21 protein-coding genes and 1 pseudogene are annotated in these 23,400 nt (G+C 67.6%); 15 read left to right on the top strand and 7 right to left on the bottom strand.

Annotated features, from left to right (window positions below; all coding sequences use genetic code 11):
- Positions 1-164 precede the first annotated feature (164 nt).
- Positions 165-1,007 carry a class I SAM-dependent methyltransferase gene (locus tag ACCD11_RS02655; RefSeq protein WP_413312191.1) on the bottom strand — a complete coding sequence of 281 codons (843 nt, stop codon included), beginning with the start codon at positions 1,005-1,007 and terminating at the stop codon, positions 165-167.
- A gap of 97 nt (positions 1,008-1,104) precedes the next feature.
- The gene (locus ACCD11_RS02650) at positions 1,105-2,976 is read right to left on the bottom strand and encodes a sigma-54-dependent Fis family transcriptional regulator (protein ID WP_413312190.1); all 1,872 of its coding nucleotides are present in this window, start codon (positions 2,974-2,976) and stop codon (positions 1,105-1,107) included.
- Positions 2,977-3,189: 213 nt separating this feature from the next.
- Between ACCD11_RS02650 and adh the strand changes: the two genes are divergently transcribed.
- Positions 3,190-4,710, top strand: coding sequence for an aldehyde dehydrogenase (gene adh / locus ACCD11_RS02645; protein WP_413312189.1), 1,521 nt, complete (start codon positions 3,190-3,192; stop codon positions 4,708-4,710).
- Positions 4,710-5,093, top strand: a complete 384-nt coding sequence (locus tag ACCD11_RS02640; protein ID WP_413312188.1) for a DUF779 domain-containing protein — start codon at positions 4,710-4,712, stop codon at positions 5,091-5,093. The genes adh and ACCD11_RS02640 overlap by 1 nt, the downstream gene beginning before the upstream one ends.
- A gap of 170 nt (positions 5,094-5,263) precedes the next feature.
- Here ACCD11_RS02640 and ACCD11_RS02635 read toward each other — a convergent pair whose 3' ends face one another.
- Positions 5,264-6,184, bottom strand: coding sequence for a LysR substrate-binding domain-containing protein (locus ACCD11_RS02635; protein WP_413312186.1), 921 nt, complete (start codon positions 6,182-6,184; stop codon positions 5,264-5,266).
- 128 nt (positions 6,185-6,312) lie between these two features.
- On the opposite strand from ACCD11_RS02635, the gene ACCD11_RS02630 reads away from it, so the two are divergent.
- Genes ACCD11_RS02630 through ACCD11_RS02615 form a run of 4 tightly spaced genes read left to right on the top strand, consistent with a single transcriptional unit; the run spans position 6,313 to position 9,871 of the window.
- On the top strand, positions 6,313-7,485 hold the full coding sequence (locus ACCD11_RS02630; RefSeq protein ID WP_413312184.1) for a CaiB/BaiF CoA transferase family protein: 1,173 nt from the start codon (positions 6,313-6,315) through the stop codon (positions 7,483-7,485).
- On the top strand, positions 7,482-8,471 hold the full coding sequence (locus tag ACCD11_RS02625; protein WP_413312183.1) for a hydroxymethylglutaryl-CoA lyase: 990 nt from the start codon (positions 7,482-7,484) through the stop codon (positions 8,469-8,471). The genes ACCD11_RS02630 and ACCD11_RS02625 overlap by 4 nt, the downstream gene beginning before the upstream one ends.
- A complete protein-coding gene (locus ACCD11_RS02620; protein WP_413312182.1) occupies positions 8,468-8,848 on the top strand; it encodes a VOC family protein in 381 nt (126 codons plus the stop codon). Before ACCD11_RS02625 ends, ACCD11_RS02620 begins: the two co-directional genes overlap by 4 nt.
- Before the next feature lie 54 nt (positions 8,849-8,902).
- On the top strand, positions 8,903-9,871 hold the full coding sequence (locus tag ACCD11_RS02615) for a Bug family tripartite tricarboxylate transporter substrate binding protein (RefSeq protein ID WP_413312180.1): 969 nt from the start codon (positions 8,903-8,905) through the stop codon (positions 9,869-9,871).
- 33 nt (positions 9,872-9,904) lie between these two features.
- Here ACCD11_RS02615 and ACCD11_RS02610 read toward each other — a convergent pair whose 3' ends face one another.
- Positions 9,905-10,471 carry a LuxR C-terminal-related transcriptional regulator gene (locus ACCD11_RS02610; protein WP_007834514.1) on the bottom strand — a complete coding sequence of 189 codons (567 nt, stop codon included), beginning with the start codon at positions 10,469-10,471 and terminating at the stop codon, positions 9,905-9,907.
- A 93-nt stretch (positions 10,472-10,564) separates the two neighbouring features.
- Between ACCD11_RS02610 and ACCD11_RS02605 the strand changes: the two genes are divergently transcribed.
- From ACCD11_RS02605 to ACCD11_RS02595, 3 genes are all read left to right on the top strand, one after another.
- A complete protein-coding gene (locus ACCD11_RS02605) occupies positions 10,565-11,365 on the top strand; it encodes a CoA transferase subunit A (RefSeq protein ID WP_007834516.1) in 801 nt (266 codons plus the stop codon).
- A 1-nt stretch (position 11,366) separates the two neighbouring features.
- The gene (locus tag ACCD11_RS02600) at positions 11,367-12,005 is read left to right on the top strand and encodes a 3-oxoacid CoA-transferase subunit B (protein ID WP_007834518.1); all 639 of its coding nucleotides are present in this window, start codon (positions 11,367-11,369) and stop codon (positions 12,003-12,005) included.
- A 75-nt stretch (positions 12,006-12,080) separates the two neighbouring features.
- A complete protein-coding gene (locus tag ACCD11_RS02595; protein WP_413312178.1) occupies positions 12,081-13,475 on the top strand; it encodes a CoA transferase in 1,395 nt (464 codons plus the stop codon).
- 32 nt (positions 13,476-13,507) lie between these two features.
- Here ACCD11_RS02595 and ACCD11_RS02590 read toward each other — a convergent pair whose 3' ends face one another.
- Positions 13,508-13,996: an Lrp/AsnC family transcriptional regulator gene (locus tag ACCD11_RS02590; protein WP_007834520.1), complete on the bottom strand. Its 489-nt coding sequence runs from the start codon at positions 13,994-13,996 to the stop codon at positions 13,508-13,510.
- A gap of 194 nt (positions 13,997-14,190) precedes the next feature.
- Here ACCD11_RS02590 and ACCD11_RS02585 point away from each other — a divergent pair, with 194 nt between their 5' ends.
- From ACCD11_RS02585 to ACCD11_RS02575, 3 genes are read left to right on the top strand one after another with little or no spacing between them, the layout of a single operon-like run.
- Positions 14,191-15,390, top strand: a complete 1,200-nt coding sequence (locus ACCD11_RS02585; RefSeq protein ID WP_193386559.1) for an aromatic amino acid transaminase — start codon at positions 14,191-14,193, stop codon at positions 15,388-15,390.
- A 20-nt stretch (positions 15,391-15,410) separates the two neighbouring features.
- Complete coding sequence (locus ACCD11_RS02580; RefSeq protein ID WP_007834522.1) at positions 15,411-15,803, top strand: RidA family protein; 393 nt, start codon at positions 15,411-15,413, stop codon at positions 15,801-15,803.
- Positions 15,804-15,828: 25 nt separating this feature from the next.
- Positions 15,829-17,232: an amino acid permease gene (locus ACCD11_RS02575; protein WP_413312177.1), complete on the top strand. Its 1,404-nt coding sequence runs from the start codon at positions 15,829-15,831 to the stop codon at positions 17,230-17,232.
- Here the strand turns inward: ACCD11_RS02575 and ACCD11_RS02570 are convergent.
- Positions 17,229-18,395: a pyridoxal phosphate-dependent aminotransferase gene (locus tag ACCD11_RS02570; protein WP_413312176.1), complete on the bottom strand. Its 1,167-nt coding sequence runs from the start codon at positions 18,393-18,395 to the stop codon at positions 17,229-17,231. The genes ACCD11_RS02575 and ACCD11_RS02570 overlap by 4 nt on opposite strands.
- Positions 18,396-18,425: 30 nt before the next feature.
- Positions 18,426-19,379, bottom strand: a pseudogene (locus tag ACCD11_RS02565) (LysR substrate-binding domain-containing protein).
- Positions 19,380-19,557: 178 nt separating this feature from the next.
- Between ACCD11_RS02565 and ACCD11_RS02560 the strand changes: the two are divergent.
- From ACCD11_RS02560 to ACCD11_RS02550, 3 genes are read left to right on the top strand one after another with little or no spacing between them, the layout of a single operon-like run.
- On the top strand, positions 19,558-21,081 hold the full coding sequence (locus ACCD11_RS02560) for a CoA-acylating methylmalonate-semialdehyde dehydrogenase (RefSeq protein ID WP_007834530.1): 1,524 nt from the start codon (positions 19,558-19,560) through the stop codon (positions 21,079-21,081).
- A 12-nt stretch (positions 21,082-21,093) separates the two neighbouring features.
- Positions 21,094-22,248, top strand: coding sequence for an acyl-CoA dehydrogenase family protein (locus tag ACCD11_RS02555; RefSeq protein ID WP_007834531.1), 1,155 nt, complete (start codon positions 21,094-21,096; stop codon positions 22,246-22,248).
- 29 nt (positions 22,249-22,277) lie between these two features.
- Positions 22,278-23,393: an enoyl-CoA hydratase/isomerase family protein gene (locus tag ACCD11_RS02550; protein ID WP_413312175.1), complete on the top strand. Its 1,116-nt coding sequence runs from the start codon at positions 22,278-22,280 to the stop codon at positions 23,391-23,393.
- Positions 23,394-23,400: the final 7 nt, after the last annotated feature.

Genomic DNA, 23,400 nt, shown 5'->3' with positions numbered 1-23,400 from the left:
GAGGGTTGCGAATCTTTGGGGGAAGAAGGGAAAGCGGCGGAAACGACAGCGCATTTTCCGCGAATGGGAACACCGGCGAGCTTGGCCCGGCGCGGGATCGAACCGCGTCAGCCATCCAGCGCAAGCCGGGCCGGACAAAGCCGGCAATTCACGAAATTGTGCGTTTATGTATCGGCCTCGTTCTCCGCCTTCAACGCGTAGAGCGCATACAGCGGTACGCCCAGGAACAGCATCACCATCGGCGCGAACAGCGTGTAGGGCAGGCCGGCGCCTTCCAGCACGCCGTAGGTGGCGGCCAGCTGCAGGCGCGGATGGGGTTGCGTCAGCTCGGCCGGCCGATGGATGCCCCAGTGGAACTCCGCGCCGGTCGCGCGCACCGAAGGGTGCTGCTTCGCGTGGCCCACCGCGAGCCAGCACAGGGCGTCGAAGACCAGCATCGAGCCCGCAGGCGCGCGTTCGCCGAAGGTGGCGAGCACCGCCTGCACCTGCTCGGGCTTCAGGTACATCAGCACGCCTTCGGTGAACAGGAACACCGGCCGCGCATTGCGCCTGCGCGGCAGGCCCAGTTGCTCCCACCAGCCGGGCGTGGTCAGGTCGAGTTCGCGCAGGTCGTGGCGTTCGTTGGCTTCGGGGATCAACTCGCGGCGCAGTTCGAGCACTTCGGGCAGGTCGGCGTCGGTCATGCGGGACTTGCCGTCGTCCAGCCACTGGAAGTAATGGCTCAGGCCGCAGCCCATGTTCACCACGCGTGCTCCGGGGTGCTCCTTGAGGAAGTCCTGGGCCAGGCTGCGGAAGCGCCGCGTGCGCGAGAGGATGCCGTAGATGGTTGCCCGGTCTTCCGGCAGCGCGCTGCCGTCGTCGCGGATCTGCTCCAGGATGCCGGCGGCATAGGCGTCCCGCACGGCCATCTGCGGAAAGATGGCGTCGCCCGAGGCCCGCGCAGCGAGGGGGATCCGCAAGGTGGAAGGGACGGCCGAGAGGCGCTGTGCCTTTTTTCTGGTGGTCATGAATGCGAGGGCGAGGCCATGCGCAAAGTCTGGCCGCTGCGGCATGGCGGGGCAAGTCAGTCTTTGGTTGTGCGGGCGGCCTCCGCCGGCCGCCCTGTCAGTGCCCGGAAGGCTTGCCGCGCTGGCGCGCGAGATGGCGGTAGATGGTGCTGCGGTGAACGCCGAGGCGGCGCGCGGCCTTCGCCACGTCGTGCTCGCAGGCCTTCAACGCCTCGTCGATGGCGTGGCGTGTGATGGCCTGCAGCGGCTCGGCATGCGCAGGGGCGCACTCGAGCGGGTCGTCGGGCAAGACGGTAGGCTGCGCGCCCAGCAGGTGCGCGGGCAATGCGCTCGCCGTCACCGAGTCGCCCGTATCGGCCAGTGCCACGATGGCGCGCAGCGTGCTGCGCAGCTCGCGCACGTTGCCCGGCCAGCGGTAGGCGGCCAGCACTTCGAGTGCGTCGTTTTCCAGCTGCAAGTGCTTGGCCGCGCCGCCCGCTTCAAGAAACAGCCGCGCGATCAGCGCGTGCCGGTCGTCGCGCCGGCTCAAGGGAGGCAGGGCGACGGTGAACCCCGCCACGCGATACATCAGGTCGGCGCGGAAGCGTCCGGCCTCCACCAGCGCCGGCAGGTTGCCGTGCGTGGCGCAGACCAGGTCGAAGTCCACCGCCACCCCCTGGCCGCCGCCCAGCGGCGTGACCACGCGCTCCTCCAGCACGCGCAGCAGGCGCGTCTGCAGGGCCAGCGGGATCTCCGCGATCTCGTCGAGGAACAGCACCCCGCCATGCGCTTCGCGGATGCGGCCCCCCATGCCCTTGCGCTTCGCGCCGGTGAAGGCGCCTTCCTCGTAGCCGAACAGTTCGGACTCGATCAGCGTCTCGGGCAGCGAGGCGCAGTCCACCGCCACGAAGGGGCCCGTGCTGCGGCGGCTCGCGGCGTGCAGCCGGCGCGAGAAAACCTCCTTGCCGCTGCCGGTCTCGCCGTTGACCAGCACGGAGACGCCTTCGTTCAGCACCCGCACGGCCTTGTGCAGCAGAGGCTGCACATCGTCGGTTTCGGGCTCGGCCACCGCGCGCCGCGTGGGCGTGCGCGAACCGCCGGCCGCATGCGAACGCTCCATCACCGTCGCGATCTGCCGGCCGCCCGGCAGCGTCAGCAGGCTGCGCCGGTGTTCCATGCGCGGCCAGTTCGCGCCGAGAAAGGCCTCGGCGTCCAGTTCGAGAAGACCGTCCCACGAGCGCCCGAACAGCTCGAGCGCCACCCGGTTCGCCGCGACGATGCGCCTGCCCTCGATCACCATCAGCCCTTCGCGCGCAGTGCCGATCAGCGCCGGGCGCGCATGGAAGCGCAGTACGTGGCCGTTGGCCTCGGCCAGCATCATGCGGTGCTCGACCTGCTGCGCCGCCATGCGCACCAGGCCGAGCGCATGCGTGTTCACGCGCACCGTCTCGCCCGAGATGTCGAGCGCGCCCGCCAGTTCGCCGCGCCCGGTGAAGATGGGCGCTGCCGCGCATCCGAGCGTTCCGTTCTGCGCCAGGTAGTGCTCGGCGCCCAGCACCATCAGCGCCTCGCGCTCCGCCAGCGCCGTGCCGATGGCGTTGGTGCCCCGGTTGCGCTCCGACCATTCCACGCCGGGCTGCAGCGCGATGCGCTCGGCCTTGGGCAGGAAGTCGGCGCTGCCGACCTCCTCGAGGATCAGGCCGCTGGCATCCGACAGGATCACCACGCAGCCGTTGCCGACCGCATGCTCGGCCAGGCCGTCGAGCTCGGGCTGCGCGCAGTTCAGCAGCCGCATGGCCTGCTCGCGCCGTTCGCGCAGCAGGGCCAGCGCCATCGGCTCGGGGTCCGTGGCCTGGTGGCCGACCGGTCGGCAGCGCTGCCAGGAGCGCGAGATGTGCGGGGCGATCCACGGCGCGGGATCGCAGCCTTGTCCAAAGAACAGTTCGCGGGCCTGCGCCACTTTGATCGACGGCAACTGCGCTGCGCTCATGCGTGTCTCCGAGAGGTTTTCGCCTTGTGCGACATCCTAGTCGCCATGTTCGCGCGGACATGTCGCATATTGCGAATGAAAACCCCCTGCGGCATGCGATGCCCAGGAGGAAGTACCCAGGGAATGTACCGATCCGGCCGGGTACGCGGCTTGCGATTGCTCAAGCAGGTCGCCGCATGTCGCGGCGCCGCCAGCAGCAAATGGAGACAAGTCATGGACATGCTCGAACCGGGCAAATTCGGCACCGCGGTGCCGTTCAAGAAGCGTTACGGCAACTACATCGGCGGCGAATGGGTCGCGCCGGCGGACAACCAGTATTTCGAGAACATCACGCCCGTCACCGGCAAGGTCTTCTGCGAAGTGCCGCGCTCTACCGCGGCCGACATCGAACGTGCGCTCGACGCCGCGCACAAGGCCAAGGGCCCCTGGGGCCGCACCTCGACCACCGAGCGCGCCAACATCCTCAACAGGATTGCCGACCGCATGCAGGAGAACCTGCCCATCCTGGCGGCAGCGGAGACCTGGGACAACGGCAAGCCCATCCGCGAAACCACCGCGGCCGACCTGCCGCTGGCCATCGACCACTTCCGCTACTTCGCCTCGTGTGTGCGCTCGCAGGAAGGCGGCATCAGCGAGATCGATCACGAAACCTTCGCCTACCACTTCCATGAGCCCATCGGCGTGGTCGGCCAGATCATTCCGTGGAACTTCCCGATCCTGATGGCCGTGTGGAAGCTGGCGCCCGCGCTGGCGGCCGGCAACTGCGTGGTGCTGAAGCCGGCCGAGCAGACGCCGGTGTCGATCCTCGTGCTGCTGGAGCTCATCGGCGACCTGCTGCCGCCGGGCGTGTTGAACGTGGTCAACGGCTTCGGCGTGGAGGCGGGAAAGCCGCTCGCGTCGAGCAACCGCATCGGCAAGATCGCCTTCACCGGCGAGACCACCACCGGCCGGCTGATCTCGCAGTACGCGAGCCAGAACCTGATTCCGGTCACGCTGGAGCTGGGCGGCAAGTCGCCCAACATCTTCTTCGCCGACGTGATGGACAAGGACGACGCCTTCTTCGACAAGGCGCTCGAGGGCTTCGCAATGTTCGCGCTGAACCAGGGCGAGGTCTGCACCTGCCCGTCGCGCGCGCTCATCCAGGAGTCGATCTACGACCGCTTCATGGAGCGTGCGCTGAAGCGAGTGGCAGCCATCAAGCAGGGCAGCCCGCTCGACATGGCCACCATGATCGGCGCGCAGGCCTCCGGCGAGCAGCTAGAGAAGATCCTGTCGTACCTCGACATCGGCAGGCAGGAGGGGGCGAAGGTGCTGATCGGCGGCGAGCGCCAGCGGTTCGAGGGCGACCTGGCCGACGGCTACTACGTGAAGCCGACCGTGTTCCGGGGCCACAACAAGATGCGCATCTTTCAGGAGGAGATCTTCGGCCCGGTGGTGTCGGTCACCACTTTCAAAGACGAGGAAGAGGCGCTTTCCATCGCCAACGACACCCTCTACGGCCTGGGCGCCGGCGTGTGGAGCCGCGACATGAACCGCGCCTTCCGCATGGGCCGCGGCATCCAGGCCGGCCGCGTGTGGACCAACTGCTACCACCACTACCCGGCGCACGCGGCCTTCGGCGGCTACAAGCAATCGGGCATTGGCCGGGAGAATCACAAGATGATGCTCGACCACTACCAGCAGACCAAGAACCTGCTGGTGAGCTACAGCGAGAACAAGCTGGGCTTCTTCTGATGAGCTCCACCGGCGACGTCCTGCGCGTCACCGCGACCGATGCCGCGCTCGCGCTGATCGACAGGCTCGCCGCAAAGCACGGCCCGCTGATGTTCCATCAGTCGGGCGGCTGCTGCGACGGCAGCGCGCCCATGTGCTATGCCCAGGGCGAGTTCATCGTGGGCGACTACGACCGGCTGCTGGGGCACATCGGCGGCATGCCGTTCTACATCAGCGGGCCGCAGTTCGAGTATTGGCAGCACACGCAACTCATCATCGACGTGGTGCCGGGGCGCGGCGGCATGTTCTCGCTGGAAGGCCCCGAGGGCGTGCGCTTCCTGACGCGCTCGCGGCTCTTCACCGACGCGGAATGGGCCGTGCTGGAAGCCGAGGAGGCGAAGTAGGGCTGCTGCAAAGGGTGCGGCCCTGTCGCCACCGAAGTCACGCCAGACAGCCACGAGCAGCATGTTCTTCCGCAGCGGGATATCTTCGATCGCGCGAATGCGCCGCGCCATGTAGGCATTGATTGCGAGCAGGAGGGCGCAAGCGCCGAGCAGAATGAATGTAGACATCGTCATGCGCTGGCCTGTTTCAGGAGTTGCCCGACCAGCAAGAGGGCCGCGGGGGAGAGATCGGCACCCGTCTTCGTCGCCATCAGCAACCGCCGGGTGGCCCATGCATCCTTGAGCCGCACGACCTTCAGATCGAGCGCCTCCACCTGCGCCTTGCACGCCGCCAGCGGCACCACGCCGATGCCGAGGTTGGCCGCGATCATGTGGCACATCGCGTCGAAGCTGCGCACCTGTACGCGCAGGCGCATCGGAATGCCTGCCTGCTCGGCCGCGCGCGAGGTGAGTTCGAGCAACGAGCTGCTGCGGTTCAGGCCGACGAACTCGTGCGCGAGACAGGTCTTGAAGTCGGCCTGTTTCACGCGGCTTCGCGCCAGCGGATGCTGCTTCGCGCACAGCACCACGAGCTCGTCGGTCTGGAAAGTCTGCACGTCGAGGCCGTAGGCGGGCGTGTTCTCCGCGAACACGCCGACATCGGCAAGGCCATCGACCAGCGCACGCACGATGTCGCCGCTCAGTTGCTCCTCGACCTCCACACGGATGTCGGGATGCTGCGCGAGAAAGGTCGCGAGCGTGGTGGGCAGGAACTCCGTCAGCGCCGACATGTTGGCCCACAGCCGCACATGGCCGCGCACGCCGCTCGAGTAGTCGCCGAGCTCGTTGCTGAACTGCTCGAAGCCCTGGAAGAGCCGCATCGCATGCTGCATTGCCACATGGCCGGCCGGCGTGAGCGCGATGCCTTGAGAGCTGCGCTCCAGAAGTTTCGATCCCGTCGCCGCCTCGAAGTCCGAAAGCCGCCGGCTCGCGGCAGAAAGCGCAAGGTGGCATGCTTCCGCGCCCTTGGTGATGCTGCCGGACTGGGCCACGGCGCAGAACAGGCGCAGCGTCACGAAATCGACACGAGCGGGGTTGATGGGGTTGGCCATCGGCGGATTCTAGGGAGAACACAGGTGGCCTTCGCGTTTCGCGAAGGACCGCTGCTGCCAAAGCAATTCCACGTTCCGCGATCCGTTCCTAGAGTCGGGCCAGCCCAACAAAGGAGACGGACGCGGACATGAATGCACTCGAAGGCCTGAAGGTGCTGGAGCTCGGCCAGCTCATCGCCGGCCCCTTCGCCGGCAAGACGCTGGCGGAGTTCGGCGCCGATGTGATCAAGGTCGAGCCGGCCGGCGTCGGCGATCCGCTGCGCAAGTGGCGGCTGCTGCGCGACGGCACCTCCGCGTGGTGGGAAGTCCAGTCGCGCAACAAGCGCTCGGTGTGCCTGGACCTGCGCAGCGCCGAAGGACAGGAGGCCGTGCGCGCGCTGGCGCTCGAAGCCGACGTGCTGATCGAGAACTTCAAGCCCGGCACGCTCGAAGGCTGGGGTCTGGGCTGGGAAACGCTGCATGCGCTGAACCCGCGGCTCATCATGCTGCGCATCTCTGGCTACGGGCAGACGGGCCCCTACCGCGACAAGCCCGGCTTCGGCGTGCTCGGCGAATCGATGGGCGGGCTGCGCTACCTGAGCGGCGAGCCGGGCCGGGTGCCGGTGCGTGTGGGAGTATCGCTGGGCGATACGCTGGCGGCGCTGCATGGGGTGATCGGCGTGCTGACCGCGCTGCACCATCGCACGGCTCACGGCGGCGAAGGGCAGTTCATCGACGTGGCGCTCTACGAGTCGGTGTTCAACGTGATGGAAAGCCTGCTGCCCGAGTACGACGCCTTCGGAGCCGTGCGCGAGCGGGCCGGCAGCGCATTGCCCGGCATCGCGCCGACCAATGCCTACCGCTGCGGGGACGGACACTACGTGCTGGTGGCCGGCAACGGCGACAGCATCTTCCGCCGCCTGATGCGAGCTATTGGCCGCGAGGACCTGGAGAACGACCCTGGGCTCGTGCACAACGACGGCCGCGTGCTGCGCGTGGAAGAGATCGACGCCGCCATCGAGGCATGGACGCTGCAGCGCAGCCGCGACGAGGTGCTGGCCGCGCTCGACGCGGCGGGCGTGCCGGTCGGGCGCATCTACACGGTGGCCGACATCGCGAGCGACCCGCAATACCAGGCGCGCGGAATGATCGTGGAGGCACCGAGCTCCGACGGTTCCACGCTCAAGGTGCCGGGCGTGGTGCCCAAGCTCAGCGCCACGCCGGGGCGCATCGCGTACCCCGCGCCTCGGCTTGGCGAGCACGACGGCGATCTGCTCGGCGCCGGATGGCCCGCGCGACGCGCGGAAGGAGTGGTGGCATGAAGACGGGCGACGGCAAGCGGCTGTTCATCAACGAAGTCGCCACGCGCGACGGCTTCCAGATGGAGAGCCGCTTCATTCCCACGGACGACAAGATCGCGCTGGTCGACCGGCTGAGCGGATTGGGCTACGCCAAGATCGAAGTCACGTCCTTCACTTCGGCGAAGGCGATTCCCGCGCTGCGCGACGGCGAAGAGGTGATGCAGCGTGTCGCCCGTCGCCCCGGCGTGGTCTACACCGCGCTGGTGCCCAACCTGCGAGGGGCGGAGCGTGCGCTGGAGAGTCGCATCGACGAGTTCAACATCGTCATGTCTGTGAGCGAGACGCACAACCTCGCCAACCTGCGCATGGCGCGGGAGCAATCGTTCGCGCAACTGGCCGGCGTCATCGCGCTGGCGAAGCAGGCCGGTGTGCCGGTGAACGTGTCGCTGTCGTGCGTGTTCGGCTGCCCTATGGAGGGCGAGGTGCCGCTGGCGACGGTGCGGGGCTGGATCGATCGCTTCGCAGCGCTCGATGTGCAGGGCGTCACGCTTTGCGACACGACGGGCATGGCCTATCCCACGCAGGTGGGGCAGGTCTGCGAAGCCGTGATGGCGAGCCACCCGGCAATGGAATGGACGGCCCATTTCCACAACACGCGCGGCATGGGCCTCGTGAACACGGTCGCCGCCGTGGAAGCCGGCATCCGCCGGCTCGACATGTCGCTCGGCGGCATCGGCGGCTGCCCCTACGCCCCGGGCGCGACCGGCAACGTGGCGACCGAGGACGTGGTCCACATGCTGCAATGCATGGGCTATGACACGGGCATGGACCTCGCCGGCCTGGTCGCCGCCGCAGCGGAGCTGGAGGCGCTGGTAGAGCACGAGCTGCCGGCCCAGGTCTCGCGCGCGGGCCACCGGCTGACGCGCCATGCGCCGCCGCCCGATTTCAACGACACCGTGGCCCGCGCCAGGGAGCGCGGGCACGCACCGAAGGAGCTGCAACCATGATCGACCACCTGGACCACCTCGTACTGACCACCGCGCACGAGGAAGCCTGCATCCGTTTCTACGTCGACGTGATGGGCATGGCGCTGGAGAGCTTCGGCGCCGGCCGCAAGGCCTTCCGCTTCGGCAACCAGAAGATCAACCTGCATGTGAAGGGCCACGAGTTCGAGCCGAAGGCGCAGTTGCCGACGCCCGGCTCGCTGGACCTCTGCTTCATCGCCAGCGCGCCGCTCGACGAGGTCATCACCCGCCTCGGCGAGAAAGGCGTGCCGATTCTTGAAGGGCCGGTGATGCGCACCGGCGCCACCTCGCGCATCCGCTCGGTCTACGTGCGCGACCCCGACCTGAACCTGATCGAGATCTCGGAGCTGTCGCCCTGAGGGCACCGCCCGAAGACGGCAGGCAAGCGAATACAAAACCACCGGAGACAAACCATGAAACCCATTCACCGCCTTCTCGCGGTCGGCCTCGCTCTGGGCGCTCTGACCGCCTCGGCCAGCGACGCCTGGCCTTCGAAACCGATCACCATGGTCGTGCCGACCGCGCCCGCCGGCTCCACCGACATCATGGCGCGACTGGTCGGCGACCCGCTGCAGCGCGCGCTGGGCCAGGCCGTGGTCGTCGACAACAAGCCCGGCGCCAGCGGCAACATCGGCACCGAGTTCGTGGCGCGCGCCGCGCCCGACGGCTACACGCTGCTGATGCAGTACTCGGGCTACCACGTGGGCAACCCCTCGCTCTACCCGAACATCCGGTGGAGTCCCACGAAGGACTTCGTGCCGGTGGCGATGGTGATGCGCGCGCCGCACGTCGTCGCGGCGAGCGGCAAGCTGCCGGTGAAGTCGATGAAGGAGCTCATCGAGTACGGCAAGAAGAAGGAGGGCGGGCTCTTCTACGCCTCCTCTGGCAGCGGCTCGATCCAGCACATCGCGGGCGAGCTGCTGTCGCGGCAGACCAGGCAGGCGATGACGCACGTGCCCTACAAGGGCTCGGGGCCGGCGATCAACGACCTGATCTCGGGCAACGTGGACATGTTCATCACCACGCCACCCTCGGTCATCGGACATTTCGCGGGCGGGCGCATCAAGCCGCTGGCGTACACGGGCAGCAAGCGCCATCCGTCGATGCCCGACGTGCCGACCTCGGCCGAGGCAGGGCTGCCGGGCTACGAGGTCGAGTCGTGGTTCGCGGTGTTCGCGCCGGCGAAGACGCCGCCGGAGATCGTCAACAGGCTGAGCGCGGAACTCCGCAAGATCGTGGAGAGCGAAGCCTTCCGCAAGAAGGTGGACGAGCAAGGCGCCTTCGCGACCTACATGGACCCGCCGACGCTCGCGAAATTCGTCGACCAGGAGCTGGCGGCGTGGTCGAAGGTGATCAAGTCGGCTGACATCAAGCCCGATTGATTCGAAATACGGGCACGACCGGCTACAGCTTGACTAGCCCGCGATCAGCTTCTGCACCAGTTCCGCGGTGGTCGCGGCCGCGTACTTGCGCATCAGCCGGGCCCGGTGCAGTTCCACCGTGCGGTGGCTGATGCCCAGCGCCTTGCCGATCTCCTTCGAGGTCAGCCCGCGCATCACCTGCGCCGCCACCTCGCGCTCGCGCGGCGTGAGTTCGGCCTTGACGGCGCGGCGCGAGCCCAGGTCCTCGAAGGTCCAGATGCCGGCCTCGTGCGGCGCGGCGCGGTTCATGGCGTGGCCGGTGACGTGGCACCAGAAGGTCTCGCCGGCGATGGCGCCGTGCAGTCCGCCCAGGCGCTTCATCATGCGGTTGTCGGCGTAGTGCCCGCTGGCATTCAGAAAGGGCTCCATGCGCTTGCCGATGCGCTCGAACTCGACCACGCTGGGGTACAGGATGCTGAACGAATGCCCGACCAATGCGGAGGGCGTTGCGCCAAAAATCTCGCACACGCGAACGTTGCAGGCCACGATGGTGCGGTTGCTCGACACCACCATGCCGACGGGCGCGTGTTCAAAGGCCAGCCGGTAATCGATCTCGGGCATCGGGGGTCACCATTACGAAATACTACGTATGCGAGTAGGTAGTATCGTTCAGGGCTTTCCCACCTCTCTCCATTCACCCTTCAAGGAGCCCGAGTGAACAAGATTTATCCCACCGCGGACGCGGCACTCAAGGGGGTCGTCGCCGACGGGCAGATGCTCGCGGTCGGCGGCTTCGGCCTGTGCGGCATTCCCGAAGCGCTGATCGACGCGCTGAAGGACTCCGGCGTGCAGAACCTCACCGTCGTGTCGAACAACGCGGGCGTCGACGGCTTCGGCCTCGGCAAGCTGCTGGAGACGCGCCAGATCAAGAAAATGATTGCGTCCTACGTCGGCGAGAACAAGGAGTTCGAGCGCCAGTACCTCGCGGGCGAACTGGCCCTCGAATTCACGCCCCAGGGCACGCTGGCCGAGAAGCTGCGCGCCGGCGGCGCGGGCATCCCGGCCTTCTTCACCAAGACCGGCGTGGGCACGCAGGTGGCCGAGGGCAAGGAGCTGCGCGAGTTCGACGGCGAAACCTACGTGATGGAACGCTCGCTGGTGCCCGACGTGGCGCTGGTGAAGGCCCACGTGGCCGACAAGTCGGGCAACCTGCGCTTTCGCCTCACGGCGCGCAACTTCAACCCGGCCGCTGCCATGGCCGGCAAGATCTGCATCGTCGAGGTCGAGAAGATCGTCGAGGTGGGCGAACTGGCCCCCGACGACATCCACCTGCCGGGCATCTACGTGCACCGCATCGTGCTCAACGCCAAGCCCGAGAAGCGCATCGAGAAGCGCACCGTGAGCGCCTCGGTCGATGCCGTCGCCGCCAAGGTCGAGGCCCAGACCGCCATCGCCCAGGCCGCTGCAGGCAGTGAAGTGCCAGCCAAGGTCGTCAACAAGAAAGAAGGAGCCTGAGATGCCCTGGACCCAAGACCAGATGGCGGCCCGCGCCGCGCAAGAACTCGAAGACGGCTTCTACGTCAACCTCGGCATCGGCATTCCGACGCTGGTGGCCAACCACACCGGCACCAAGGAAGTGTGGCTGCAGAGCGAGAACGGCATGCTCGGCATCGGCCCGTTCCCGACCGAAGACAACGTCGACGCCGACCTCATCAACGCCGGCAAGCAGACCGTCACCACGCTGCCCGGCTCGGCCATCTTCGGCAGCCATGACAGCTTCGCGATGATCCGCGGCGGCAAGATCAACCTGTCGATCCTCGGTGCCATGCAGGTGAGCGTGAAGGGCGACCTCGCCAACTGGATGATCCCCGGCAAGATGGTCAAGGGCATGGGCGGCGCGATGGACCTCGTGGCCGGCGTGAAGCGCGTGATCGTGCTGATGGAGCATGTGGCCAAGAAGAAGGACGGCACCGAGGACCTGAAGATCCTCGAACAGTGCACGCTTCCGCTGACCGGTGTGGCCGTGGTCGACCGCATCATCACCGACCTGGCCGTGATGGACGTGGTGCCCGAAGGCCTGAAGGTCGTCGAGCTGGCGCCGGGCGTGAGCTTCGATACGCTGCAGGCCAAGACGGGTGCGAAGCTGATCCAGTAACAAGGCTGCGAACGCAACGACGACAAAGGGCAGGGCCGCGCAAGCGGGCCCTGCCTTTTTTCCTGGAGAGACGGAATGAATGCAAGCGAAGTTCTGGGCGACATCTGGCAGCAGGCGGGCCTGCCCGCCGAAGCCTTGGTGTTCGCGCGATTGACGGGCGCCGACCCAGTGCTGCCGTCGTCCTTCGCGGTCGGCACAGCGGCGCAGAGCACCATCGCGGCGGCCGCGCTCGCGGCCTGCGAACTGGGGCACAGGCGCGGCACGGCGCGGCAGCAGGCCGGCGTCGACATGCAGCATGCGGCACTCGACTGCACCGGCTGGTTCAGCCTCGACGGCCGCGTGCCCGACCCGTGGGACGCCTTCTCGGGGCTGTACCGCTGCGCGGACGGCTGGGTGCGCGTGCATGCGAACTTCGCGCACCACCGAGACGGTGCATTGCGCTTGATGAAGCTGGACCCGGCCACCGCCATCCGCGCCGACGCCGAGGCTGCGATGGCCGGCTGGCGCGCGCTCGATTTCGAAGAGGCGGCCTCGGCACTGGGGCTGGTGGCGACCGCGCTGCGGCGCTTTGACGAGTGGGATGCGACGCCGCAAGGGCAGGCCATCGCGGCCCAACCGCTCTTCACGCTTGAGCGCATCGGCGATGCGCCACCACTCGCACTGCCGCCGCTGCGCGAAGACCAGCGTCCGCTGAGCGGCCTGCGTGTGCTCGACCTCACGCGCATCCTCGCGGGACCGGTCGGCGGCCGCGCGCTCGCGGCCTATGGCGCCGACGTGATGCTGGTCAATTCGCCGCAACTGCCGAACATCGAAGCCATTGCCGACACCAGCCGCGGCAAGCTCTCGGCGCACGTGGACCTGCGCACCGACGAAGGTCGCGCCGTGCTGCACGGCCTCGTCGCCGACGCACACGTCTTCGTGCAGGGCTACCGTCCCGGCGGCATCAAGGCGCTGGGCTTCGGCCCCGAGGCGCTGGCGCGCGAGCGGCCGGGCATCGTCTGCGTCTCGCTCACGGCCTATGGCACGCAGGGGCCGTGGGCTGACCGGCGCGGCTTCGATTCGCTGGTGCAGACTGCCATGGGCTTCAACCATGCCGAGGGCGAGGCTGCAGGCGACGGCAGGCCGCGCCCGCTGCCCATGCAGATCCTCGACGAGGCCACCGGCTACCTGATCGCCTTCGGCGCCGCTGCGGCGCTCTGGCGCCAGCAGCGGGAAGGCGGCAGCTGGCATGTGCAGGTGTCGCTGGCGCAGACGGGGCAGTGGCTGCGCGGGCTGGGGCGCGTGCCGAATGGGCTGTCGATCGCGAGGCCCGATATCAAGCCGTACGTCGAGACCTCGGCTTCCGGCTTTGGTGAGCTCGCGGCGTTGCGCCACAGTGCGCAGCTGCCGCGAACGCCTGCGGCATGGCCGCGGCCGTCGATGCCGCCGGGCAGCGATGCGCCGGTGTGGCCGGCCGTCACGACCGGGTAGGCGCCGCGCATCACTGGGCGAGGGGCGCGCGTCTACTCCCCGGCCTGCGCTGGGGCGGGGATCGGCAGCCCCTCGAAGCCCTTGAATTCCTGGAGCGAGAAGCTCGTGCGCACCTGCCGCACGCCGGGCAGCCGATGCAGCCGGGTCTGCAGCAGCGTGGAGTAGTGGTCCAGGTCGCGTGCCACGACCACCAGCATGAAATCCTCGGGCCCGGAGATGCCGTGGAACATCACCACCTCGGGAATGGCCTGGACTGCCTCCTCGAACTCGGTGGAGCGGGCGTCGTTCTGGTGGTCGATGCCAATCATCACGAACGCCATGACCCCATACCCCAGCGCGCGACGGCTGAGCCGGGCCTGGTAGCCGGCGATCAGCCCGCTTTCTTCCATGCGTTTGATGCGGCGCCAGCAGGGCGATTGCGACAGCTGCGTCATCTGTGCGAGCTCGCCCGTGGTGAGCCGTGCGTTGTCTTGCAGCGCCTTCAACAGCTTTCGGTCGGTCAAATCGAGGTCGGTTTGCATAATTATTTCTTCAAATTGAAAAATGGGAATAAACATACCTCAAATTGATATATGTAGGGTTCAACACTACGTTATTTGTGGATTCGATGCATAGCATTGCGTGAAATTCAAAAAGCAAGACCGGCCCCGGTTGCGTTTTTCCTGCCCCCTCCGAAGCTCCAGCCTCCACGACCATGTCCATGTCACCGCCCCCCCTGTTCGCCCACGTTCCGTCCTATGCCGGCGACCCCATCCTGTCCTTGATGGAAGACTTCCAGAAAGATCCGCGGACGAACAAGGTCAGCCTCAGCATCGGCATCTACTTCGACGGCGCGGGCCGGCTGCCCGTCATGGAAGCCGTGCGCAAGGCCGAGACCGCATTGCTCGACGGCATCGGCCCGCGTCCGTACCTGCCGATCGAAGGCGTGGCGGACTACCGCCAGGCCGTGCAGCGCCTGCTCTTCGGTGCCGGGCACGAGGCCGTGGCCAGCGGCCGCATCGCCACGCTGCAGACCCTCGGCGGCTCGGGCGGGCTCAAGGTGGGCGCCGATTTCCTGCGCCGCTACTTCCCCGAGTCCCAGGTCTGGGTCAGCGACCCCACCTGGGAGAACCATCGCGCGCTGTTCGAAGGCGCGGGCCTGGCCGTCAACACCTACCCCTACTACGACCCGGCCACCGGAGGCCTGTGCTTCGACGAGATGCTGGCCAGGCTCGCGACCCTGCCGCGCCACGGCATCGTGCTGCTGCACGCGAGCTGTCACAACCCGACCGGCGTCGACCTTTCGCCGGCCCAGTGGCAGGCGCTGATTCCGGTGCTGCGCGACCGCGGCCTGATCCCGTTCGTCGACATCGCCTACCAGGGCTTCGGCGACGGGTTGGACGAAGACGCCTTCGCGCTGCGCGCGCTCGCCGACGCGGGTCTGCAATTCTTCGTGGCCAATTCCTTCTCCAAGAACTTCTCGCTGTACGGCGAACGCTGCGGCGGCCTCAGCGTGGTGTGCGCCGACAGCGCCACGGCGCAGACGGTGCTCGGACAGCTGAAAGCCACGGTGCGCGCCAACTACTCGACGCCGCCCACCCATGGGGCGCGCATCGTCGCCACGGTGCTGCGCAGCGCCGAGCTGTTCGCGCTGTGGACGCAGGAAACCGCGCAGATGCGCCAGCGCATCCGCGCCATGCGCGAGCGCCTGCACGCCGCGCTGGACGAAAGATTCCAGGGCCGGCGCAACTTCGACTACCTGCTCACGCAGCGCGGCATGTTCAGCTACACGGGCTTGAACGAAGCGCAGGTGACCCGCCTGCGCGACGAGCACGCGGTGTACCTGGTCCGCTCGGGCCGGATGTGCATCTCGGGCCTGACCGACGGCAACGTCGATCACGTGGCGGCGTCCATGGCCGCCGTGCTGGGCCGATGACACAGCCGGCGAGGAATGCCATGAAAGAGATCATCGACGTCGGCCTGCCCGCGCTGAGCCAGCCGTTTTCCTGGGCCGTGAAATCGGCCGGCCTGCTGTTCACCGCGCACGGCCCCGTGCGCTCCGACGGCAGCATCGACACCGGCGCCGTCGACGATCAGGCTCGCCTGACCTTCGCCAACCTGCGCCGCGCGCTCCATGCTGCCGGCGGCACGCTGCACGACGTGACCCAGGTGCTGATCTACATGACCGACGTGCAGGACATGAAGGCCATCGACGCGGTGTATCGCGAGTTCTTCGAGGCGCCTTACCCCAACCGGTCGAGCATGGGCGTCAACGGCCTCGTGGTGCCCGGCATGAAGCTCGAGATCGTGGCCTACGCCGTGATCCCCGAGCCTCCTGCATCCGCATGACTTTCCAAAATACGAGGAGATGACGATGTCCAGCAGCTTTCAGGAAATATCGAACAGGGAAAAGGGCCTGCAGAAGGAGCTTTCCGCAGGCCAGATGGCGATGATCGCGATCGGCGGAGCCATCGGCACCGGCCTGTTTCTCGGCAGCGGCTTCGCCATCGGCCTGGCCGGCCCCAGCGTGCTTGTGAGCTACGCGATCGGCGGCCTCATCGCACTGTTGCTGATGGGCTGCCTCGCCGAGATGACCGTGGCGCATCCCACCTCGGGCTCGTTCGGCGCCTACGCCGAGCACTACATCGGCCCGTGGGCCGGCTTCATCGTGCGCTACGTCTACTGGTCCTGCGTGGTGCTGGCAGTGGGCACCGAGGTCACGGCCATCGGCGTGTACATGGCGTACTGGTTTCCCGGCTCGCCGCAGTGGCTCTGGGTGGTGCTGTTCTCGGCACTGCTGATCATGGTCAACGCCATGAGTGTGAAGGCCTTCGGCTTCGTCGAGTACTGGTTCTCGATGGTCAAGATCGTGGCCATCGTGCTGTTCATCCTGATCGGCGCCTACGTGGTGTTCGGCTCGCGCCCCGCCGGCATCGGCCTGGACAACTACGCCGTGCAGGGAGGCTTCTTTCCCAAGGGCGTGTGGGGCACCTGGGTGGCGGTCGTGGTCGCCATCTTCAGCTACATGAGCGTCGAGACCATCGCCGTCGCCGCCGGCGAAGCCAAGGACCCGGAGCGCGCGGTGACCGGTGCCTTCCGCGCCACCATGCTGCGCCTGGCGGTGTTCTACCTCGCATCGATCGCGTTGATGCTGGCCATCGTGCCGTGGAACGCCACCAACGCCGACAAGAGCCCGTTCGTGAAGGTGATGGAAATCATCGGCATTCCCGGCGCCGCCGCGGTGATCAACTTCGTGGTGCTGATCGCCGCGCTGTCGGCCATGAACAGCCTGCTCTACATCGCCACGCGCATGATGTTCAGCCTGTCGCGCGCCGGTCATGCGCCCAAGCGCTTCGGCCGCATCCGCGGCAACGGCGTGCCGGTCGACGCGCTGGCGATCTCCTGTGCCGGCATTGCCATCGCCACCGCGCTGAGCGTCGTCGCGCCCGAGCAGTCGTTCGCGCTGATGATGGCCATCGCCATGTTCGGCGGCCTGTTCACCTGGTTCATGATCTTCACGACCCACTGGTTCTTTCGCCGCCGCTGGGTGAAGGAAGGGCGCTCCGGCCCAGGCTTCCGCATGTGGGGCTTTCCGTGGCTCACGCTGCTGGGCGCGGGGCTGGTGCTGGCGATCCTGGTCACCACATACTTCACGCCGATGTTCAGGTTGACGCTGCTGGTGGGCCTTCCGTTCCTGGCCGTCCTGGTGGTGGTGTACCTGGCCTGGTACCGCCCGCTTTCCGGCGGTGCGGCGCTGCCGGCCCGGGCACGCCGCTAGGCGTCCAGCGCGGCGCGCACCTTCTCGCCCAGTCCGCGCAGCCGTTCGACCGGCTCGTTGGAAAACACGAAGCGCAGGTACTGCGCGCCATGCGTCTCGCCCCAGCCCTTCATCGCGGTGGCACACACGCGATGCTTCAGCAGACGCTCCGACAGCGTCTGCCCGTCGATGCCGAAGTCGCTCGCATGCAGCAGCAATGACCAGCCGCCCGCGGGCACGCCGACCGGCAGTCCCCTGAGTTCGTCGAGCACGGTGTCGCGCCGCCGCTCCAGTTCGCCCACATACGGCGCGAGCGTGTGCGCCGATTGCGCCAGCGCCGTGGCCACCGCGTCCTGCGCAATCCCCACGGGCACCACCACGTTCGCGAGCGACACGGCCACGAGGTCCGGCATGTAGCTCTCGGGTGCCACGGTCCAGCCCACGCGCCAGCCGATCATGCGCAGCTCCTTGGCCGATGAACCCACCGTGATCGTGCGTTCGGCCATGCCGGGCAGGCCTGCAGGGTGGATGACCTTGCGGCCGTCGTACAGCAGGCGTTCCATCGCGGTGTCGAGGATCAGCGTGATGTCGTGCCGCACGCACAGCGCGGCGATGGTGCGCCAGTCGTCCGCGTCGAAGTACCCGCCCGTCGGCATCGACGGCGACATCAGCAGCATCACGCGCACGCGGGGGCCGATGGCCGTTTGCAGCGCGGCGCGGTCCAGCTTCCATTCGCCGCCGGGGTTGAATGCAAAGGGCACGTACTTCGGCGTGCCGCCGGCGAGCCGGATGCGGTTGAGCAGGCCGGCGTAGGTCGGATCGGTGACCAGCACTTCGTCGCCCACCTCGACGGTTGCGAGCAGCGCGTTGAGGATGCCCGAGAGCCCGCCGGCCGAGATCACGCAGTTGCGTGCGTCGTAGGCAACGCCCGAGAGCGCGGACACATGCCGCGCCGCGATCTCGCGCAACCGGGACTGGCCGACGAACGGGAGGTAGCTGTTGTCGGCGTCTTCCGAGGCGGCACGCACGGTGCGCGCGATGGCATCGGGGTCGGGCGGGATGTCGACGTCGAGGTTCTCCAGCCGCAGGAACGGCGGGCCGTCCGCGTCGTCGGCGATCGCGCCCATGCGGTCGACGCCGATGCCTGCGATGTGTTCCAGGCGGGCGGGGCGGTGGCGTGGCATGGGGCGAATCTCCGTGTCGGGGTTGGCTTGCTACGGGGCCGGCCTGCGCGAACGGGCCGGCCGCTGCTGCGACGCGCCATTCTCATCGCCGGGCGGGGCCGGGAGCAACAGCGCCTGCCGGGCCTGCGCCGTCTCGCGCAGGAAGCTCCACACCGCCTGCATGCGCGCCAGGTGCTTGGTTTCCTCCGGCATCGACATCCAGAAGGTGCGCGTGAAGTTCGCCTGCCCCGGCAGCACGGGCCGCAGCGCGCTGTCGTTCTCGGCGATGAAGGCCGGCAGCACCGCGATGCCCGCGCCCGCCGCCACCGCACTGTGCTGCGCGAGCACGCTGGTGCTGCGCAGCGCGAAGCTGTCGGGGCGGTGCAGTTCGTCCAGGTACTGCAGCTCCTTGCTGAACAGCAGGTCGTCTACGTAGCTGATGAAGGTGTGGCCGCGCAGGTCTTCACGCGTCCTGATGGGCTTGTGCGCTGCCAGGTACTTCTTCGACGCATAGAGCCGCAGCGTGTAGTCGGTGAGCTTGGTGACGACCACCGGTCCGCGCGCCGGCCGTTCGAGCGAGATCACGATGTCGGCTTCGCGCCGCGACAGGTGCACGAGCCGCGGCATCGCGAGCAGGTCGATGGTGAGTTTCGGATGCTGCAGCGCGAACAGCGCGAGCTGCGGAGCGAGCACCACGGTGCCGAAGCCCTCGGTGGCGCCGATGCGCACCAGCCCCGACAGGCCCTCCTGCGAGGCCGGCGCGGTGCTCTCCACGGCCTAGAAGGCGCTCTCCATCGCCTCGACCTGCGGCTGCAGCCGCCGGCCGGCCTCGGTAAGGCGGTGGCCGCCCGCTTCGCGCGAGAACAGCGGGGCGCCGACTTCCTTCTCCAGCGCCTGGATGCGGCGCGCCACCGTGGTGTGGTCGACCTCGAGGCGGCGCGCGGCGCTCATCAGCGTGCCGGAGCGGGCGAGTTCGAGGAAGTAGCGCAGGTTGTCCCAGTCCATGTGTGTTCGGGTTCTCGATGGAGGTTTGCATCCTCTGCGCCTTGTTCCGCATTCTGCATTTATGCAAAACCAAGGTGCAGATTTGTCTATTGTCATGGCAAATATGCAAAGCTAGGATGCACGCTGTACCGCCCCCCGACCGGCATCGCCTTCCCGAGATTCACAGGAGACAAACCCCATGGACGCCACCACCACCCCCTCGACGCAAGTCGCCACCGTCAAGCTGCTGATCGGCGGCAAGCTCGTCGAGTCGAAGACCACCGAATGGCGCGATGTCGTCAACCCGGCCACGCAGCAGGTGCTGGCCCGTGTGCCCTTCGCCACGCAAGCCGAGCTCGACGCTGCCGTGGCCTCCGCCAAGGAGGCCTTCAAGACCTGGCGCAAGACCCCCATCGGCGCGCGCGCCCGCATCTTCCTGAAGTACCAGCAGCTCATCCGCGAGAACATGAGCGAGCTGGCTGCCATCCTCACGGCCGAGCAGGGCAAGACGCTGCCCGACGCCGAAGGCGACGTGTTCCGCGGGCTCGAAGTAGTGGAGCACGCATCGAACATCGGCAACCTGCAGCTGGGCGAGCTGGCCAACAACGTGGCCAACGGCGTCGACACCTACACGCTGCTGCAGCCGCTGGGCGTGTGCGCCGGCATCACGCCATTCAACTTCCCGGCCATGATCCCGCTGTGGATGTTCCCGATGGCCATCGTCACCGGCAACACCTTCGTGCTGAAGCCTTCCGAGCAGGACCCGATGGTCACCATGCGCCTGTGCGAACTGGCACTCGAAGCCGGCATTCCGCCCGGCGTGCTCAACGTGGTGCATGGCGGCGAAGCGGTGGTCAACGGCATCTGCGACCACAAGGACATCAAGGCGATCAGCTTCGTCGGCTCGACCAAGGTCGGCACGCACGTCTACAACCGCGCCACGCTGGCCGGCAAGCGCGCCCAATGCATGATGGGTGCGAAGAACCACGCCATTGTGATGCCCGACGCGAACAAGGAGCAGACGCTCAACGCACTGGCCGGCGCCAGCTTCGGTGCAGCCGGCCAGCGCTGCATGGCCGTGTCGGTCGCGGTGCTGGTGGGCGAGGCACGCAACTGGGTGCCCGAACTCATCGAGAAGGCCAGGACGCTGAAGATCGGTGCGGGCACCGAGAAGGGCGTGGACGTGGGGCCGCTGGTGTCCTGCGCTGCCTACGACCGCGTGAACGGTCTCATCGAACGCGGCGAGGCCGATGGTGCCAAGCTCGTGCTCGACGGCCGCAAGCCCACGGTGCCCGGCTACGAGAAGGGCAACTTCGTCGGCCCGACGATCTTCACCGGCGTGAAGCCCGGCATGTCGATCTATGACCAGGAAGTGTTCGGCCCGGTGCTGTGCATCGCCGACGCCGAGACCATCGACGAAGCCATCGAGCTGATCAACAGCAATCCGAACGGCAACGGCACGGCGATCTTCACGCAGTCGGGCGCGGCCGCCCGCCGGTTCCAGGAAGACATCGACGTGGGCCAGGTCGGCATCAATGTGCCGATTCCGGTGCCGGTCCCGATGTTCTCGTTCACCGGCTCGCGGGCCTCGAAGCTCGGCGACCTGGGGCCGTACGGCAAGCAGGTCATCATGTTCTACACGCAGACCAAGACGGTGACGGCGCGCTGGTTCGACGACAGCACCGTCTCGCACGGCGTCAACACCACGATCAGCCTCAAGTAAGAAGTCCGCCGGATGGACTTCGAACTTTCCGAAGAGCAGCGCGCTTTCGCGCAAAGCGCGCGCGACTTTGCGCAGGCCGAGTTCGCGCCCCATGCGGCGCAGTGGGACGCGGAGGCCGTCTTCCCGAAGGAGGCCATCGCCAAGGCCGGCGAACTGGGCTTCTGCGGACTCTATGCGCCCGAGCGCATCGGCGGCCTCGGACTGCCGCGGCTCGATGCGGCGCTGGTGTTCGAAGAGATGGCCGCGGTCGACCCCTCGACCACGGCCTTCATCACGATCCACAACATGGCGACGTGGATGCTCGGCACCTGGGCCACCGATGCCGTGGCGCAGCAGTGGGGCGAAGAACTCACGAGCGGGCGCAAGCTCGCGTCGTACTGCCTGACGGAGCCGGGCGCGGGCTCCGATGCGGGTTCGCTGAAGACGCGCGCCGAGCTGCGGGGCGCCGAGTACGTCATCAACGGCGGCAAGGCCTTCATCTCGGGCGCGGGCTCGACCGACGTGCTGGTGCTGATGGCGCGCACGGGCGGCGCGGGCGCCAGCGGTATCTCGGCCTTCGCGGTGCCGGCCGACGCGCCCGGCGTCAGCTACGGCAAGAAGGAGCACAAGATGGGCTGGAACAGCCAGCCCACGCGAAGCATCAACTTCGACAACGTGCGCGTTCCCGCGCAGAACCTGCTGGGCAAGGAGGGCGAGGGCTTTCGCATTGCCATGAAGGGGCTCGACGGCGGGCGCATCAACATCGCGACCTGCTCGGTGGGCGCGGCGCAGGGGGCGCTCGACGCGGCCCGCCGCTACCTGCACGAGCGCCAGCAGTTCGGCAAGCCGCTCGCGAGCTTCCAGGCGCTGCAGTTCAAGCTGGCCGATATGGCGACCGAACTGGTGGCGGCGCGGCAGATGGTGCGGCTGGCGGCATCGAAGCTCGACGCCGGGCATGCCGACGCCAGCACCTATTGCGCGATGGCCAAGCGCTTTGCGACCGATGCGGGCTTCAACGTCTGCAACGACGCGCTGCAGCTGCATGGCGGCTATGGCTACCTGAGCGAATTTCCGCTGGAGCGGCTGGTGCGCGATGCGCGCGTGCACCAGATCCTCGAAGGCACCAACGAGATCATGCGTGTGATCGTTGCGCGAAAATTGCTGGAGGGCGACAGCGATATCCGCTGAAGTTTTCGCATCCAGAACCTCTCAAGACAATGACCGACTCCGTAGTTCTCTTCGACGAAATCAAGACCGCCGGCGGCCAGCGCTTCGGCGTTGCCACCCTCAACGCGCCGGCTTCGCTCAATGCGCTCTCCGTGGACATGGTTCGCCTGCTCACGCCCAAGCTGCGCGAATGGGCGAAGGACGCAGGCATCGTCGGCGTCCTGCTGCAGGCCGCGGGCGAGAAAGCCTTCTGCGCCGGCGGCGATTTGCGCCAGCTCTACCAGACGCTGCTCGACTGCGGCCCCGAGCGCAACACCTACGCCGAAGACTTCTTCCGCGAAGAGTACGAACTGGACCACCTGATCCACACCTTCCCCAAGCCCTTCCTGTGCTGGGGTCACGGCATCGTGATGGGCGGCGGCGTGGGCTTGCTGGCTGGCGCCTCGCACCGCGTGATGACGCTGCAAAGCCGCATCGCCATGCCCGAGATCAACATCGGCCTGTACCCCGACGTGGGCGGCAGCTGGTTCCTGCGCCGCACGCCGGGCCGCACGGGCCTGTTCCTCGCACTCACTGCCGCGAACATCAACGCGGCAGACACCATCTTCTGCGGGCTGGCCGACGTGCTGGTGCCGCAGGAGCGCAAGGGCGAGGTGCTGGAAGCCGTCGCTTCGACGAAATGGGCCGGCGAGAACAAGGCCGACCGCGCCACGCTGTCGCGCATCCTCGCCAAGGCGGGCGAGGGCACCGAGATGCCGCCATCGAAGGTGCGCGAGCACTACGACACCATCAACGCGCTGATGGCGGGCGACGACCTGCTCGACATCGCAAGGCGTTTGCGCGATCTGCAGAGCGATGACACATGGCTGCAGACCGCAGTCAAGACCTTCGCCAAAGGCGCACCCAGCTCGGCCGCGCTGAGCTTCGAGCTGTGGCAGCGAGTTCTGCGCATGTCGCTGGCCGAGGTGTTCCGTCTCGAATACTGGGCCTCGCTCGGCTTCTGCGCGCACAAGGACTTCGCCGAAGGCATCCGCGCGGTGCTGGTCGACAAGGACCGCAATCCGCGCTGGAGCCCCGCGACGCTCGAAGAGATCACGCCAGCATTCATCGAAGATCATCTGCGCCCGCGCGGCGAGATGCCGGTCGAGCTGGCGTCGCTGGTCTGATCCACAC

This window comes from Variovorax sp. Varisp36, from assembly GCF_047304235.1.
In the GTDB taxonomy this organism is placed as follows: Bacteria; Pseudomonadota; Gammaproteobacteria; order Burkholderiales; family Burkholderiaceae_C; genus Variovorax.
This window is presented reverse-complemented; position numbering and strand designations above follow the sequence as displayed.

What these genes read in the sequence shown, in the direction of transcription:
- ACCD11_RS02615 (WP_413312180.1), top strand. Translation starts at nt 8,903, where the DNA reads ATGAAACCCATTCACCGCCTTCTCGCGGTCGGCCTCGCTCTGGGCGCT.
- ACCD11_RS02630 (WP_413312184.1), top strand. Translation starts at nt 6,313, where the DNA reads ATGAATGCACTCGAAGGCCTGAAGGTGCTGGAGCTCGGCCAGCTCATC.
- ACCD11_RS02560 (WP_007834530.1), top strand. Translation starts at nt 19,558, where the DNA reads ATGGACGCCACCACCACCCCCTCGACGCAAGTCGCCACCGTCAAGCTG.
- ACCD11_RS02650 (WP_413312190.1), bottom strand. Translation starts at nt 2,976, where the DNA reads ATGAGCGCAGCGCAGTTGCCGTCGATCAAAGTGGCGCAGGCCCGCGAA.
- ACCD11_RS02570 (WP_413312176.1), bottom strand. Translation starts at nt 18,395, where the DNA reads ATGCCACGCCACCGCCCCGCCCGCCTGGAACACATCGCAGGCATCGGC.
- ACCD11_RS02600 (WP_007834518.1), top strand. Translation starts at nt 11,367, where the DNA reads ATGCCCTGGACCCAAGACCAGATGGCGGCCCGCGCCGCGCAAGAACTC.
- ACCD11_RS02575 (WP_413312177.1), top strand. Translation starts at nt 15,829, where the DNA reads ATGTCCAGCAGCTTTCAGGAAATATCGAACAGGGAAAAGGGCCTGCAG.
- ACCD11_RS02640 (WP_413312188.1), top strand. Translation starts at nt 4,710, where the DNA reads ATGAGCTCCACCGGCGACGTCCTGCGCGTCACCGCGACCGATGCCGCG.
- ACCD11_RS02625 (WP_413312183.1), top strand. Translation starts at nt 7,482, where the DNA reads ATGAAGACGGGCGACGGCAAGCGGCTGTTCATCAACGAAGTCGCCACG.
- ACCD11_RS02635 (WP_413312186.1), bottom strand. Translation starts at nt 6,184, where the DNA reads ATGGCCAACCCCATCAACCCCGCTCGTGTCGATTTCGTGACGCTGCGC.
- ACCD11_RS02655 (WP_413312191.1), bottom strand. Translation starts at nt 1,007, where the DNA reads ATGACCACCAGAAAAAAGGCACAGCGCCTCTCGGCCGTCCCTTCCACC.
- ACCD11_RS02610 (WP_007834514.1), bottom strand. Translation starts at nt 10,471, where the DNA reads ATGCCCGAGATCGATTACCGGCTGGCCTTTGAACACGCGCCCGTCGGC.
- ACCD11_RS02620 (WP_413312182.1), top strand. Translation starts at nt 8,468, where the DNA reads ATGATCGACCACCTGGACCACCTCGTACTGACCACCGCGCACGAGGAA.
- ACCD11_RS02590 (WP_007834520.1), bottom strand. Translation starts at nt 13,996, where the DNA reads ATGCAAACCGACCTCGATTTGACCGACCGAAAGCTGTTGAAGGCGCTG.
- ACCD11_RS02550 (WP_413312175.1), top strand. Translation starts at nt 22,278, where the DNA reads ATGACCGACTCCGTAGTTCTCTTCGACGAAATCAAGACCGCCGGCGGC.
- ACCD11_RS02595 (WP_413312178.1), top strand. Translation starts at nt 12,081, where the DNA reads ATGAATGCAAGCGAAGTTCTGGGCGACATCTGGCAGCAGGCGGGCCTG.
- ACCD11_RS02555 (WP_007834531.1), top strand. Translation starts at nt 21,094, where the DNA reads ATGGACTTCGAACTTTCCGAAGAGCAGCGCGCTTTCGCGCAAAGCGCG.
- adh (WP_413312189.1), top strand. Translation starts at nt 3,190, where the DNA reads ATGGACATGCTCGAACCGGGCAAATTCGGCACCGCGGTGCCGTTCAAG.
- ACCD11_RS02580 (WP_007834522.1), top strand. Translation starts at nt 15,411, where the DNA reads ATGAAAGAGATCATCGACGTCGGCCTGCCCGCGCTGAGCCAGCCGTTT.